The sequence below is a fragment of the Acidovorax sp. SRB_14 genome, assembly GCF_012932145.1.
In the GTDB taxonomy this organism is placed as follows: Bacteria; Pseudomonadota; Gammaproteobacteria; order Burkholderiales; family Burkholderiaceae_C; genus Simplicispira.
Map to the genome: position 1 here is coordinate 108,907 of NZ_MWOK01000008.1, position 14,120 is coordinate 123,026.

The following is a 14,120-nucleotide window of genomic DNA, read 5'->3' on the forward strand; positions in this document are numbered from 1 at the left end:
GAACCCTAAATGATGCGCGAAAACCGCGCCCGGTTGCGGTCGGCCTGCAAGTACCTGTCAAACACGATGGCGATTCCGCGCACGAAGTACCAGCCCATGGGCGTCACCTCCACACCGTCGTCGCTCATGCGCACCAAACCCTGCCCGGCCATTTCCTGCAGCTGCTCCAGTTCAGCGGCAAAATACTGCCGGAAATCCAGCAGCCAGGCCTGCTCCATCGGCTCAAACAGGATTTCGCCCTGGCACATCAAGGCCATGATGGCAGCGCGCCGCACCAGATCGTCGCGCGAGAGCGCCAGGCCGCGCACGATCGGCAGCTTGCCCTGGTTGAGGCAGTCGTAATACTCATCGAGCGTCTTGGCGTTCTGGCTGTAAGTGGCGCCCACGCGGCCGATCGCGGAAACCCCCAAGGCGATCAGATCGCAGTCGGGCTGCGTGCTGTAGCCCTGGAAGTTGCGGTGCAGTCGCCCCTGGCGCTTGGCCACGGCCAGGGCATCTTCGGGCAACGCAAAATGGTCCATGCCCACATACACATAACCCGCCTGGCGGAAGGCTTCAAGCGAGCGCGACAGCATGGCCACCTTGGCCGACGCCATGGGCAGATCGGCCGAGATGATGCGGCGCTGCGGCTTGAAGCGCTCTGGCAGGTGCGCGTACGCGTACAGCGCAATGCGGTCGGGACGCAGCTGCGCGACCTGCGCCAGCGTGCGGTCGAACGACTCCGGTGTCTGGCGCGGCAGGCCATAAATCAGGTCGACATTGACCGACTCGAAACCCAGGGCCCGGGCCTCCGCCACCAGCGCAAACACCTGCTCCGCAGGCTGGATGCGGTGCACGGCCTTCTGCACTTCCGCATCGAAGTCCTGCACACCGAAGCTCAGGCGGTTGAATCCCAACTCGGCCAGCAGCGCCAACCGGTCCGCGTCCACCGTGCGCGGATCGACCTCGATCGAATACTCGCCGCCCGGCGCAAACGTGAAGCTGCGCCGCAGCATGGCCATGAGTTCGCGCAGGCCCGCGTCGGACAAAAACGTGGGCGTGCCCCCGCCTAGGTGCAGCTGGCTGACCACCTGCCCCCCCCCGCAATGGGCCACATGCAAGTCGACCTCGCGGCTCAGGTAACGCAGGTAGACATCGGCACGCTCTGGGTGTTTGGTGATGATCTTGTTGCAGGCGCAGTAGTAGCACAGCGACTCGCAAAAGGGAATGTGCACATACAGCGAGAGCGGCAGCGCCTTGCCCGCAGCGCCGAGACGGCGTTGCTGCAAGGCAAGCACGTACTCATCTTCCCCAAACGCCTCGACAAAGCGGTCGGCCGTGGGATAAGAGGTGTAGCGCGGCCCGGGGACGTCAAACCGGGTGAGCAATTCGGGGGTAACAGCGGTCATGGAAAAAGCCTTCCTAGCGAACCAGCACACTGTGCAACACGGAAGCGCCCCTGTCCTTGACTTTGATCAAGGGTGTCTGCCGGGGTGGATGGTTCATAATTTGACCCATGTCAGACGCACCCTCCACCCGCACCGCCCTGGCGTCCCCAGCTTCGCCCTCCGACACTGCGCATGGGACGCACCACAGTGGCAGCATTCCCATCCAGGTGACGCCCCAAGCGCTCAAGGTGGTCTGCTCCAACTGCAACCTGCGCGAGCTGTGCATGCCCATGGGCTTGAACGATGCGCAGCTGCAGCGCATCGATGAAGTGGTGGCGACACGCCGCAAGGTCAAGCGCGGTGCCACGCTGTTTCGCAACGGCGAGGAGTTCACCTCGCTGTATGCAATCCGCACCGGGTTCTTCAAAACCTGCGTGGCCACCGAGGACGGGCGCGATCAGGTCACGGGCTTCCAGATGGCGGGCGAGATCATCGGCCTGGACGGCATCGTCAACGACCAGCACACCTGCGATGCCGTCGCCCTCGAAGACGCCGAGGTTTGCGTCATGCCTTTTGACCGCATTGAGGAGCTGTCGCGTGAAGTGACTGCGCTGCAAAGCCATGTGCACAAGATCATGAGCCGCGAAATCGTGCGCGAGCACGGCGTGATGCTGCTGCTGGGCAGCATGCGCGCGGAAGAGCGCCTGGCCGCTTTCCTGCTCAACCTAGTGCAGCGCCTGCACACGCGCGGCTTCTCGCAGTCCGAGCTGGTGTTGCGCATGACGCGCGAGGAAATCGGCAGTTACCTGGGCCTCAAGCTCGAGACCGTGAGCCGCACCTTCTCCAAATTCGTCGAGGAAGGCACCATGGAAGTCAAGCAGCGCCATGTGCGCATCATCGACCCCGATGCGCTCAGGCGCCTTGTCAATCCGCAAAACTGCGGCTGATGAGCGCCTGCGCTGCGCTTATGCAAGACTGCAACAAGGCGACGCAAAAAAAGCCCCTGTCCGCTTGGAAAGGCGTTTTTTTCCCAGTAGCATCACCGGGCCAGTGGAGAAGCAGGTTTTCGCTGGTTCAATGACCACCCTAAAAAGGAAAACCCAACATGGCAACTGCAAAAAAAGCCCCGGCCCAGGCCGCCGCTGCTGACAAGGCCGCCGCTCCCGCCAAGAAGCGCACCCCCAACGCAGCCTTCATGAAGGCCCTGACGCCCAGCCCCGCCCTCGCCGCCGTGGTCGGCAATGCGCCGCTGCCGCGCACCGAAATCATCAGCAAGCTGTGGGTCTACATCAAGGCGCACAACCTGCAGGACGCCGCCAACAAGCGCATGATCAATGCCGACGCCAAGCTCAAGGAAGTCTTTGGCAAGCCCCAGGTGTCGATGTTCGAGATGGCCGGCCTGATCGGCAAGCACGTGAAGTAAGTCAGGCAGCTGCACTTTTTCTTCCAAGCCGGCTTAGGCCGGCTTTTTTTCGCCTGTGCTTCCGGTCCGCTGTGGTTTTTGCGACCAATGCGAATGAGAATGCATTTCATTTGATTTATCATGGCGTGCTTGTCGAAGCACAGCCAGTTTCCCAGCCACTGCCTCGCGTTCCCTGCTGACACCCTTGCGGTGTCGGTTGTATTTTCAAACCCGACGGAGGCCAGATTGGCACAACCACGCGCACAGCGCCGCAACCCCGCACTGCATTCCCCGCAGCCCCCCGCCCCCCTTTCCACAGCGTCGCCTGCCGACAAGGCCATGCTGCCCCTGGGCGCACTGATGCTGGCCGCGTCCGTGGGCAGCTGGGCGCAAACCACCGAGACCGCCACGCCCACTCTCTCGACCGTCACCGTGCACGGCAGCGCCGAGATCCAAAGCAAGGACACGCTGCGCGCCAAGAAGACCACCGTGGGCAAGGGCAACCAGGACATCCGCGACATCCCCCAGTCCGTGACGGTGTTCACCGAAAAGCTGATGAACGACCGCAACCAGGACGACTTCCGCGACGTTCTGCGCACCACGGCGGGCGTCACGTTCCAGGCGGGCGAGACCGGCGAGGAAGACGTGCGCCTGCGCGGCTTCTCGCTGGGCCAGGCCGGTGACATCTACACCGATGGCATGAAGGACGCACCGCTGTACGAACGCGACACCTTCAACCTCGACCGCGTCGAGGTGCTCAAGGGTTCGGCCTCCATGCTGTTTGGCAAGGGCTCGACCGGCGGCGTGGTCAACCAAGTCAACAAGGCGCCGCTCCTGATCGACCAACACGAAGCCTCGTACACCCTGGGCACGGGCAAAGAGCACCGCCTCACGGGCGACTTCAACTGGAAGACCGGCGAGAACGCAGCGCTGCGCCTCAATGCCATGGTGCACAGCGCCGACAATTTCGGCGCCAAGCAGGACAAGCGCGGCATTGCGCCCACCTTCAGCTGGGGCATCGGCACGCGCGACGAGTTCTCGGTCGGTCTGTACTACCTGGATGTCCAGGGCCGCCCCAACTACAACCACCCGTGGATCAGCGACAACGGCAAGATCGTGCCCACCTTGCCGGCCAGGAACTACTACGGCCTGGCCAGCGACCACCTCAACACCTCGTCGCAGTACCTGACCCTGGGCCACATCCACCGCTTCGGCGACGGCGGCGAACTGCAGACGCGCCTGCGCCACGGCCAATACGAGCGCGACCTGCTGGCCAGCGCGATCCGCTTTGGCTCGCCCATCACGTCGCTCGACCAGATCAACGCCAGCACGCCGCTGACGCGCGCATCCAAGGGCCGCATCGGCGAAAGCACGATGACGCAGATCCAGAGCGACTACACGAATTCGTTCCACTGGGGCGGCAAGAAGCACGACATCCTGGCCGGCGTCGACTACTACCACGACGACGCCCACCGCAACTCCAGCTATGCCAACCCGGCCGGTAATTCATCGGCCACCAACGGTCTGGGCACTTTCGTCGGCACGCCCAACAACGGCGCGTCGGCGCCCGATGCGCGCGCGCCAGTGGCCTTCAACACCTTCAAGGCCCAGAACATCGGCCTGTACGTGCAGGACACGATGGCGCTGACCTCCACCGTCAAGCTGGTCGGCGGCCTGCGCTACGACCAGTTCAAGGCCTCGTACCGCAACGCCAGCGGCGCCTTGAGCGACGAAACCTCCGACGGCCTGTGGAGCCCGCGCGTGGGTGCGCTGTTCCAGCCCAACGAGCTGGACTCCTACTACCTGTCCTATGGCTCCTCGTTCAACACCTCGGCGGACACCTACCAGTTCGGCAACGTGAGTGCCAGCACCGGATCGCTGGCCGACACGCCACCTGAAAAAAGTCGCAACATCGAGATCGGCGGCAAATGGGAGCTGTTCGAGCGCCGTGCGCTGCTGGGGGTGGCCGCGTTCTACAGCGAAAAATTCAACGAGCGCAACACCGACCCCGACAACCCGGGCTACCTGCTGTCGGGCAAGCGCCACGCCGCTGGTACGGAGTTCAACTTGGCAGGCCGCATCACGCCGAAGTGGGACATCTTCCTGAACCACACCTGGATTCCCAACGCCAAGATCGACAGGAGCACCACGGCCCTGGCGGCCAACGGCGGCGGCGCGCAGGTGCAAGGCGACCGCCCGGGCCTGACCCCCAAGCACAGCGGCAGCATCTGGAGCACCTATGTCCTGACACCGCAATTGCGCGTGGGTGCCGGCCTGACCTACCGTGGCAAGCAAAACCCCGAGGGTGCGCGCACCCTGGCGGCGAGCGGCTTTGCCACGGCCGACGCCATGGTCGAGTACAGCTTCGACGACAAGACCACGCTCAAGCTCAACGTCAGCAACCTGACCAACAAGCTCTACGCCGACACGCTGTACCGCGGCTTCTACGCCCCGGGCGCTGCGCGTTCGGTCCAGCTGACGCTCAAGACGCGCTTCTAAACCCTGCCCCCACCTGTTGCGGACCCACCATGTTCTTGCACCTCAAAAACATTCTCACCCCCGAAGAGGTCCAGACCGCCCGCGCCCTGCTGGGCGCCGACGCGCCCTGGATCGATGGCCGCAGCAGCGCCGGGGGTCAGGCCCTGACGCAGAAACGCAACGAGCAACTGGCGCAAGACAGCGCGCCATCGCACGAGCTGCGCGCGCTGGTGCTGGCGGCGCTGCAGCGCGACGCGCTGTTCTTTTCCGCCGCGCTGCCCAAAAAGATCTTCAACCCGCTGTTCAACCGCTACAGCGGCGAGAGCAATTTCTACGGCGCCCATGTCGATGGCGCCGTACTGCGCTCCAAGGCGCCCGAGCAATGGGTGCGCAGCGACATTTCCTGCACCCTGTTCCTGGCCGGGCCCGAGGAATACGAGGGCGGCGAACTGCGCATCCAAGATGCGCACAGCGAGCGCCACGTCAAGCTGCCGGCCGGCGACATGGTGCTCTACCCCAGCTCGACCGTGCACCAGGTCGCGCCCGTCACGCGCGGCGCGCGCATCGCCAGCTTCTTCTGGATCGAGAGCATGGTGCGCTCGACCGAGCAGCGCCTGCTGCTGTGGAACATGGACATGGACCTGCTCAAGCTGCGCAGCCGCGACGGCGAAAACGACCCCGCCGTGGTGGGCCTGACCGGCACCTACCACAACCTGCTGCGCATGTGGGCCGATGCCTGAAGCTCCGCTTGCGCGGCAGCACGCTCAGAAAATCGAAAACCATAGCTATCAGCGCTTGCCCTGATTGGGCTGGAGGCCATTTTGACCGAAAAACCCGCCCCATCCCTGCAGCGGCACGCAGTGCCCCCCGGAACCGCCAGCCTGGCTGACCATGAACGGCTGGCGCGCCAGCAGCTCGACGACAACGCCTGGGCCTACTTCAGCGGCGGCGCGGCCGACGAGATCACGCTCGCCGCCAACCACAGCGCCTGGGACCGGATCACATTGCAGCCGCGCGTGCTGCGCGCGCTGGCCGGCGGCCACACGCGCACCACGCTGCTGGGCCGCACGCTGGCGCACCCGATCCTGCTGGCCCCCATCGCGTTCCAGCGCATGGCGCACCCCGATGGCGAACTGGCCAGCGCCTATGCCGCAGCTGCCCTGGGCGCGGGCCTGGTGCTCAGCACGCAGTCGAGCACCCCGGTCGAGGCAGTGGCGCAGGCCATGCAAGGCGATCCGGCCAGCGGCCCGCTGTGGTTCCAGCTGTACCTGCAGCACGACCGGGGCTTCACGCGCGAGCTGGTGCAGCGCGCCGAAGCCGCCGGCTGTGACGCCCTGGTGCTGACGGTGGATGCGCCCACCAGCGGCGCGCGCGACCGCGAACGGCGCGCGGGCTTTCGCTTGCCGGCCGGCATCTCGGCCGTGCACCTGGCCGGCCTGGCGCCCCCGCCAGCGCGCCTGCTGTCCCCGGGGCAAAGTCCCCTGTTCGATGGCCTGCTGCACCACGCCCCGACCTGGGCCGATGTGCAGTGGCTGCAATCGGTCACGCGCCTGCCGGTGCTGCTCAAGGGCGTGCTGCACCCCGACGATGCGCGCCAGGCCGCGGCGCTGGGCGTGGCCGGCCTGATCGTCTCCAACCACGGCGGCCGCACGCTCGACACCGCGCCCGCCACGGCCCATGCCCTGCCGCGCGTGGCGCAGGCCGTGCAGGGCGCGCTGCCGCTGCTGGTGGACGGCGGCATCCGCCGCGGCACCGACGTGCTCAAGGCGCTGGCGCTCGGCGCCAGCGCCGTGCTGCTCGGGCGCCCGGCCGTCTATGGCCTGGCGCACGCGGGCGCCGCCGGCGTCGCGCATGTGCTGCGGCTGCTGCGCGACGAGCTGGAAATCGCCATGGCATTGACCGGCTGCGCCACCCTGGAGCGGGTCACGCCGGCCCTGTTGGACCTGCCCGCCCTGCAAACTTTTACACCACGGTGTGCGCGGGGTGATTACTAATGCGACAGATTCTCATTTATAATTCATCCATTCTTTCAACCGCCAGCCATCTATTGCCTGCCCGCCATGATCGTCTGTGTCTGCCGCCGTGTTTCCGACCGCGAAATTGCCCGCCATGCCCGCGCAGGCATGGGTTTTGACGAAATTCAGTTCGAGCTGGGCGTGGCCACCCAGTGCGGCCAATGCGAGGACTGCGCGCGCGATGTGGTGGCCCAGTGCCATGCCATGCACCCCGTGGCGGCGCTGCACAATGAGGCGGCTGCGCCGCCTTCGTGTGCCTGCGCGGTCTGAGTTGCGCCATGTTTCTCGTCGTCGTCCTTGCCGCCAGTGCGTTGCTGGTGGCGCTTGCAGCGTGGTGGATTTTGCTTCCATAATCTCAGTCAAATTGGCCTCTAGCCCAATGCCATCAAGCGCTGGCAGCTATTCTTTTTATGTCTCAATTTGACCGTTGCACCTCCACCGGAGGCCTGGGCCGCAATGCGGTGGTGGCCGGTGGGGTCGTGCTGGCCCATGCGGCAGCCCTGTGGGCGCTGCAGTCGGGCCTGGCGCGCCACAGTCCCGAAATCATCGTGCCTGCCGAGGTGATCGCCGAGTTCGTCGCGCCTCCCGTGCCCGAAGTGCGGCAGCCGCCCACTCCACCAGCCCTACCAGCCCCGCCCACACCGCGCCCGGCCGTCGCGAAGAAGCCTACCCCCCGGCCCGCACCGGCGCCACTGGCCGTGGCCGACCCCGCATCCCATGCACCACCGGTTTCGGCACCCGAGCCCACGCCCGATCCAGTTCCCGCCCCGGCGGCTCCAACGGCCCCGGTGGCGCCTGTCGCAGCGCCGGCGCCCGCACCCGCCGCGCCGCCGCGGATCGAGCTGCCGTCGAGCAATGCGGCCTACCTGAACAACCCGGCCCCGAGCTACCCTGCCATCAGCAAGCGCATGGGTGAGCAGGGCAAGGTGCTGCTGCGCGTCTTCATCGACGAACAGGGCCGGCCGCAGAAGGTCGAAGTCAAGCAATCGAGCGGCTACGACCGGCTCGACCGCCAAGCCCAGGACGCCGTGGTGCGCTGGCGCTTCGTGCCGGGCAAACGGGGCGGCGTGCCCGAAGCCATGTGGAACCTGGTGCCCATCAATTTTGTTCTCGAATAATTTTCAGGAGTTTTCATGGAATCGCAATTTGGCATCGCCAACGTCTGGACCCAGGGTGACTTCGTCACGCGCTTTGTCGCCGTGCTGCTGCTGGCGATGTCGCTGGCCTCGTGGATCGTCATCCTCGTCAAGGCGCTGGACATCATCCAATTCAAGAAGTACGCCCGCGCGGCGCAGAGCTTCTGGCACAGCGAAGACTTTGCGGCCGGCCTGGGCAAGCTCGGCGCCGACCCCGGCAACCCGTTTCGCCAGCTGGCGCTGGAAGGGCGCGAAGCCACGGCCCACCACCGCAACACCAAGGGCCAGCTGCACGACAGCCTGGACGTGAGCGACTGGGTCACGGGCTGCCTGCGCAACTGCATCGACGAATTCACCGCGCGCCTGCAGTCGGGCCTGGCGATTCTGGCGTCGGTCGGCTCCACGGCGCCGTTCATCGGACTGTTCGGCACGGTGTGGGGCATCTACCACGCGCTGCTGGCCATCGGCACCTCGGGCCAGTCGACCATCGACAAGGTGGCCGGCCCGATCGGCGAGGCGCTGATCATGACCGCCCTGGGCCTGGCCGTGGCCATCCCCGCCGTGCTCGGCTACAACGCGCTGGTGCGCGGCAACAAGTCGGTGCTGATCCGCATGAACAGCTTTGCGCACGACCTGCATGCCTACTTCGTCACCGGCGCGCGCGTTTCTTCCAGCGGCGAAGCCGCCAGGGTGCTGCCGCTCAAGAAAGGGGCCTGAGCATGGCCTTCGGAACCCAGGATGAAGCCGACGAGGTGATGAACGAGATCAACATGACGCCGCTGGTCGACGTGATGCTGGTGCTGCTCATCATCTTCATCATCACCGTGCCGGTCATGAAGCACGCCGTCAACGTGGACCTGCCGCGCGCCGTGAACCAGCCCGAACTCATCAAGCCCGAGACGGTGCGCCTGAGCGTGGCCGTCGATGGCGGCTATTTCTGGAACGGCGCTTCCGTGCGCGACGAGGAGCTCGAAGGGCGCCTGAGGGCCGAGGCCGCCAAGGAACCCCAGCCCGACCTGCACATCAACGGCGACAAGGCCGTGCGCTACGAGCGCGTGGCCCAGGCCATGTCTGCAGCGCAACGCGCGGGCGTGCGCAAGATCGGTTTCGTGACCGAGCCCCAGCGCTGACAGGGGACCACGGACCTGCGCGCGATAGGCCTTCGATTGCGAACAACCACCCTTCAGAAATCACCGCACACCGCTCTCCGTCTTATGCACGCCAGCCCCCCAGCGCTTCCTCCCGTTTGCCCCGCTGCACACGGCGACACTGGCATGGCCGACGGCCGTCCGGGCCAGGCCGGCATGCCTACCCCGGCGGTGACCGTGGACAGCCGGGACCTGCTGCAAGGCCAGAAAACCGTGGCCATTGCCCACAACGGCTGCATCTACCGCCTGCAGGCCACGCGCCAGGGCAAGCTGATACTGACGAAATAGGTTTTTTCCATCGTGGGGCGACCCCGGCCGGGGCTCGAGCCCGCCGGGTCGTTTTGGCCAGCCCACCGATTTCCTGCGCGCCGCCAGGCTTTTTTCTCCCTCCCAACAAAAAACCGGCGCTTGCCGGTTTTTGGGTCATTTTGCGCTCCAGCCCTTGGTGGGTCAGCGCATGCAGCTATCAAAACAATATCAACGGCCCGCAGGCCGCGCTTCACAGCCCCAGTGCGGCAATGCCGGCACGCGCCACCTGGGCGTCTTCGGGCGCCTTGACGCCGCTCACGCCCACGGCGCCGATGCACTGGCCGTTGTGCATGATCGGCAGGCCACCTTCGAGCATGCCATCGATGGTCGGCGCGCTAAGGAACGCCGTGCGGCCGTTGTTGATCATGTCCTCGATGCCCTTGGTGTCGCGCCGGCCCAAGGCGGCGGTGCGCGCCTTGGCGGGCGCCACATGCGCCGACAGCGGCGCGGCGCCGTCCAGGCGCTGCAGCGACAGCAGGTGCCCGCCCGCATCGACGATGGCAATGGTCACCGCCCACTGGTTTTGCAGGGCTTCGGCCTGGGCGGCGGCGGCGATGGTCTGGACGTCTGCCCATTCGAGTTCTACGGTATTTTTCATGCGTGCGAGGCCTTGTGGACCAGTGGGGGCCGTAAAGCCCGTGGTTAAAAGCGCCACAGCATACCCCTGCACCGCCATTGCGCTATGTCCGCCCAACGCAAAAGAACCCTTACCAAAAGTAGGCAACTGCACCCAGGTATTGCATAGCGGCCCGCCGTCACCACCTAGAATCCACGGGCCTGCGCTGTGCAGGTCACTCAGGAGAGACTTCATGAACGACCGGGTAACGGCCCTCCACTCCTCTGCGGACACTGGCTACGGCATCTCGCAGGAACAGCGCCACAAGGTGCTGCGCAATACTTACTGGCTGCTCGCACTGAGCCTGCTGCCCACCGTGCTGGGCGCCTGGATCGGCGTGGCGACCGGCATCACGCAGTCGCTGCGCGGCGGCCTGGGCCTGATCGTCTTCATGGGCGGCGCCTTCGGCTTCATGTACGCCATCGAAAAGACCAAAAACTCGGCCGCCGGCGTGCCCGTGCTGCTGGGCTTCACCTTCTTCATGGGCCTGATGCTCTCGCGCCTGATCGGCATGGTGCTGGGCTTCAAGAATGGCTCGGAACTCATCATGACGGCCATGGGCGGCACGGCTGGCGTGTTCTTCGTCATGGCGAGCATGGCCAGCGTGATCAAGCGCGACCTCTCGGGCATGGGCAAGTGGCTGTTCGTCGGCGCCCTGGTGCTGATGGTCGGCGCGGTCGTCAACGTATTTGTCGGCTCGTCGGCCGGCATGATGGCGATCTCGGTTGCCGCCATTGGCATCTTCAGCGCCTACATGCTGTACGACCTCAAGCAGATCCTCGACGGCGGCGAGACCAACTACATCAGCGCCACGCTGGCCCTGTACCTGGACATCTTCAACGTGTTCCAGAGCCTGCTGGCCCTGCTGGGCATCATGGGCGGCGAGCGCGAGTAAAACCCGGACTGCAGTCCCGCCAAGAAGGCCCCGCAAGGGGCCTTTTTCATGACCGAGCGCAAGCGATAGGGCTCAACCACCGCGCCCGTCTGCCGATAATGGAGGGACATGTTCCAGAAAGCCCCCTCCCTGCCGCAACGCAGCGCTGCCGCTGTGCTGGTCCTCTTGCTCGCCGGCTGCGATATTCCGGGGCTGGGCCCCGATCCGCGCATCGTCCAGCGCGAGGCCGAAGCCAAGGCCATTGGCGGCGCCTGCCGCCACGCGCTGCGCGGGCTCGAAGACTGCTACACGCTCAACCCCAAGTCGTCCAAGGCGGCGGTGTTTGCCGGCTGGAAAGACATGGACGGCTACATGCGCGAGAACAAGATCGAGGGCACGCCGTCGATGCTGGGCCAGGCCGACAAGCCTGGCAAGGCGGCGCGCGAAGACGCCATCGAAACCGAACCGCGCGATCTGCGCAGCGCGAACAGCGCCCGCCGCAGCTGAAGCGCGCCAGCGGGCGGCGGCGCGGGTGCCCGCTCTGCCCTCCGCCCCCGCGCTCAGGCGCGCTCGAACACCGCCATGCTCTCCACATGCGCCGTGTGCGGGAACATGTTGACCATGCCCGCCGCCGTGCAGCGGTAACCGCCTAGGTGCACCAGCAGGCCGGCATCGCGCGCCAGCGTGGCGGGGTTGCAGCTGACGTAGACAATGCGCTTCGGCGGCGTCCAGCCATCAAAGCCCACGGGCAGCGGGGCCGCCCCTTCGGCGCCGATGCGCGACTGCTCCAGGTCGGCCAGCGCCTTGGCCAGCGCAAAAGCGCCCTCGCGCGGCGGATCGACCAGCCACTTGTCGGCCGCGCCATCGGCGACCAGCATTTCGGGCGTCATCTCGAACAGGTTGCGAGCTACAAAATCAGTAGCTGCCAGCGCTTTACCACCGTGCGTTTGGGCCTGATTGGAGGCATAGTTCTCGCGCGAGCGCGCCACCAGGGTCTCGCTGCCCTCGATGCCCAGCACCTCGCGCGCCTGCGTCGCCAGCGGCAGCGTGAAGTTGCCCAGGCCGCAGAACCAGTCGATCACGCGCTCGGTTTTTTGCACATCGAGCAGGCGCAGCGCGCGCGACACCAGCACGCGGTTGATCTGTGGGTTGACCTGGGTGAAATCGGTCGGCTTGAACGGCATCGTGATGCCGAACTCGGGCAGCGCATACGACAGCTGCGCCCCGCCCTCGTCGAGCAGCTTCACCGTCTCCGGCCCCTTGGACTGCAGCCACCACTGCACGCCGTGCGCGGCGGCAAACGTGCGCAGGCGCGCCAGATCGTCGGCCGACAGGGGTTCGAGGTGGCGCAGCACCAGGGCGGTGACGCTGTCGCCGCAGGCCAGCTCGATCTGCGGGCAGGTGTCGCGCGCGTCCATGGAAGCGATCAGCGCCCGCAGCGGCATCAGCATGCGGCTCACGTGCGACGGCAGCACCGGGCAGACCTGCATGTCGGCCACATAGCGGCTCTTGCGCTCGTGGAAACCGACCAGCACCGTGCCCTTCTTGACCACGTGGCGCACCGACAGGCGTGCCCGGTAGCGGTATCCCCAGGCGGGGCCTTCGATGGGGCGCAGCAGCATCTCGGGCTTGACCTTGCCCAGGTGCCACAGGTTGTCTTCGAGCGCGCGCTGCTTGACCGCCACCTGGGCGCCCACGTGCAGGTGCTGCATCTTGCAGCCGCCGCAGGCGCCCGCGTGCAGGCCAAAGTGCGGGCACCCCGGGCGCACGCGCTGGGGCGACTCGCGGTGGACGGCCGTCAGGCTGGCCTGCTCCCAATTGTTCTTGCGCTTGTGGGTGTGGGCCGTGATCCACTCGAACGGCAGTGCGCCGTCGATGAAGACCACCTTGCCGTCCGGCCTGTGCGCCACGCCCTGCGCGTCCAGGTCCACGGATTCCACCTGCAGCCAGTCGCTCGGGTAAGGGGTTTGTTTGTCGTTCAGATCATCGCTCATGCCCCGATTGTCTCAGGCCCGAAAGGCCCGCGCAGCGGGAGTTCAGGCGCCGTTGCGGCGCACCGGTGCCGCCCCGCGCCCAGGGCGTGCCGGCACCGCGCTCGCCCCGCTGCGCGGCGGCAACTGGCGTATTTCACGCTCACAGCCATGCGAATCCAGCGAGAACACCAGCGTGCCGCCGGGTGCAACGGCCGGCAGGGTTTCGTGCAGCGGGCGCGACAGATCCACGGGCGGTTCGGGCGCGCGGTAGACGAGCTGCTGCCCCGGTCCGTAAACCAGGTAGCAGGCGGCGTGGGCGGCGGGTGCCGCCAGGCCGAGCCACAGGATGGCAGCGGTCAAAGTGAGGGTTTTCTTCATGCGGGTCTCCGGGCCGGTGACCGGCCTGGAGACCATTATGCGTATGCCCCGACCGCCGCAGGCGACATCGCCACGCTGGCACAGCCGCCGGGGGCGCACCCTCCCCCGGCGCGCCTCAGCCGGCGTACTGGTTCACGTGCGAAATGCGCGGGACGGGTAGGCCAGCACCGACTCGCCCTTGCCCCGGTTCCCGTCCTCGCTCAGCGCATCCGCGGAAGCGGGAACCACCATGGAGGGCGAATGCAGTGCGCTGAGGATTTCTTCCTCGATGCGCACGATGCGCTGCGCGTACATCTTGGCCAATGCCGCATGGTGCTCTGCCGCGGCCTGGTGCTCGACCCGAGCGACGTTGGCCTCTTCCAGGTATTCACGCGAGCGACGCAGGTGGGTGTCGCGGCGGTGCTCAAAGAAACGGAACCCCATG

The 14,120-nt window shown here is 66.3% G+C and carries 17 protein-coding genes; 12 read left to right on the forward strand and 5 right to left on the reverse strand.

Annotated elements, in window-relative coordinates; translation table 11 throughout:
* Nucleotides 1–5: 5 nt before the first annotated feature.
* Complete coding sequence (gene hemN / locus B2J86_RS08470) at nt 6–1,388, reverse strand: oxygen-independent coproporphyrinogen III oxidase (protein WP_169168247.1); 1,383 nt, start codon at nt 1,386–1,388, stop codon at nt 6–8.
* A 263-nt stretch (nt 1,389–1,651) separates the two neighbouring features.
* Here hemN and B2J86_RS08475 point away from each other — a divergent pair, with 263 nt between their 5' ends.
* From B2J86_RS08475 to hemP, 10 genes are all read left to right on the forward strand, one after another.
* Complete coding sequence (locus B2J86_RS08475; RefSeq protein ID WP_254068016.1) at nt 1,652–2,314, forward strand: helix-turn-helix domain-containing protein; 663 nt, start codon at nt 1,652–1,654, stop codon at nt 2,312–2,314.
* 158 nt (nt 2,315–2,472) lie between these two features.
* Nucleotides 2,473–2,790, forward strand: coding sequence for an SWIB/MDM2 domain-containing protein (locus B2J86_RS08480; RefSeq protein ID WP_169168246.1), 318 nt, complete (start codon nt 2,473–2,475; stop codon nt 2,788–2,790).
* Between the two features lie 318 nt (nt 2,791–3,108).
* Nucleotides 3,109–5,268 carry a TonB-dependent siderophore receptor gene (locus B2J86_RS08485; RefSeq protein WP_254068017.1) on the forward strand — a complete coding sequence of 720 codons (2,160 nt, stop codon included), beginning with the start codon at nt 3,109–3,111 and terminating at the stop codon, nt 5,266–5,268.
* A 29-nt stretch (nt 5,269–5,297) separates the two neighbouring features.
* On the forward strand, nt 5,298–5,987 hold the full coding sequence (locus B2J86_RS08490; protein WP_173025223.1) for a Fe2+-dependent dioxygenase: 690 nt from the start codon (nt 5,298–5,300) through the stop codon (nt 5,985–5,987).
* 81 nt (nt 5,988–6,068) lie between these two features.
* On the forward strand, nt 6,069–7,241 hold the full coding sequence (locus B2J86_RS08495) for an alpha-hydroxy acid oxidase (RefSeq protein WP_173025224.1): 1,173 nt from the start codon (nt 6,069–6,071) through the stop codon (nt 7,239–7,241).
* 66 nt (nt 7,242–7,307) lie between these two features.
* The gene (locus B2J86_RS08500; RefSeq protein WP_173025225.1) at nt 7,308–7,532 is read left to right on the forward strand and encodes a bacterioferritin-associated ferredoxin; all 225 of its coding nucleotides are present in this window, start codon (nt 7,308–7,310) and stop codon (nt 7,530–7,532) included.
* A gap of 140 nt (nt 7,533–7,672) precedes the next feature.
* Nucleotides 7,673–8,380: an energy transducer TonB gene (locus B2J86_RS08505; RefSeq protein WP_169168241.1), complete on the forward strand. Its 708-nt coding sequence runs from the start codon at nt 7,673–7,675 to the stop codon at nt 8,378–8,380.
* 15 nt (nt 8,381–8,395) lie between these two features.
* A complete protein-coding gene (locus tag B2J86_RS08510) occupies nt 8,396–9,115 on the forward strand; it encodes a MotA/TolQ/ExbB proton channel family protein (RefSeq protein WP_169168240.1) in 720 nt (239 codons plus the stop codon).
* A gap of 2 nt (nt 9,116–9,117) precedes the next feature.
* A complete protein-coding gene (locus B2J86_RS08515) occupies nt 9,118–9,528 on the forward strand; it encodes a biopolymer transporter ExbD (protein ID WP_173025226.1) in 411 nt (136 codons plus the stop codon).
* 144 nt (nt 9,529–9,672) lie between these two features.
* On the forward strand, nt 9,673–9,834 hold the full coding sequence (gene hemP, locus B2J86_RS18130) for a hemin uptake protein HemP (RefSeq protein WP_169170808.1): 162 nt from the start codon (nt 9,673–9,675) through the stop codon (nt 9,832–9,834).
* A 211-nt stretch (nt 9,835–10,045) separates the two neighbouring features.
* Here hemP and B2J86_RS08525 read toward each other — a convergent pair whose 3' ends face one another.
* The gene (locus B2J86_RS08525; protein WP_173025228.1) at nt 10,046–10,453 is read right to left on the reverse strand and encodes a heme-binding protein; all 408 of its coding nucleotides are present in this window, start codon (nt 10,451–10,453) and stop codon (nt 10,046–10,048) included.
* A 211-nt stretch (nt 10,454–10,664) separates the two neighbouring features.
* Here B2J86_RS08525 and B2J86_RS08530 point away from each other — a divergent pair, with 211 nt between their 5' ends.
* Nucleotides 10,665–11,366, forward strand: coding sequence for a Bax inhibitor-1/YccA family protein (locus B2J86_RS08530; protein ID WP_169169427.1), 702 nt, complete (start codon nt 10,665–10,667; stop codon nt 11,364–11,366).
* A 108-nt stretch (nt 11,367–11,474) separates the two neighbouring features.
* The gene (locus B2J86_RS08535; RefSeq protein WP_169169428.1) at nt 11,475–11,852 is read left to right on the forward strand and encodes a hypothetical protein; all 378 of its coding nucleotides are present in this window, start codon (nt 11,475–11,477) and stop codon (nt 11,850–11,852) included.
* A 53-nt stretch (nt 11,853–11,905) separates the two neighbouring features.
* On the opposite strand, the gene rlmD is transcribed toward B2J86_RS08535, so the two are convergent.
* From rlmD to B2J86_RS08550, 3 genes are all read right to left on the reverse strand, one after another.
* A complete protein-coding gene (gene rlmD / locus B2J86_RS08540) occupies nt 11,906–13,339 on the reverse strand; it encodes a 23S rRNA (uracil(1939)-C(5))-methyltransferase RlmD (RefSeq protein WP_173025229.1) in 1,434 nt (477 codons plus the stop codon).
* A 42-nt stretch (nt 13,340–13,381) separates the two neighbouring features.
* Nucleotides 13,382–13,696 carry a hypothetical protein gene (locus tag B2J86_RS08545; protein ID WP_169169430.1) on the reverse strand — a complete coding sequence of 105 codons (315 nt, stop codon included), beginning with the start codon at nt 13,694–13,696 and terminating at the stop codon, nt 13,382–13,384.
* 132 nt (nt 13,697–13,828) lie between these two features.
* On the reverse strand, nt 13,829–14,119 hold the full coding sequence (locus tag B2J86_RS08550) for a hypothetical protein (RefSeq protein WP_169169431.1): 291 nt from the start codon (nt 14,117–14,119) through the stop codon (nt 13,829–13,831).
* Nucleotide 14,120 lies beyond the last annotated feature (1 nt).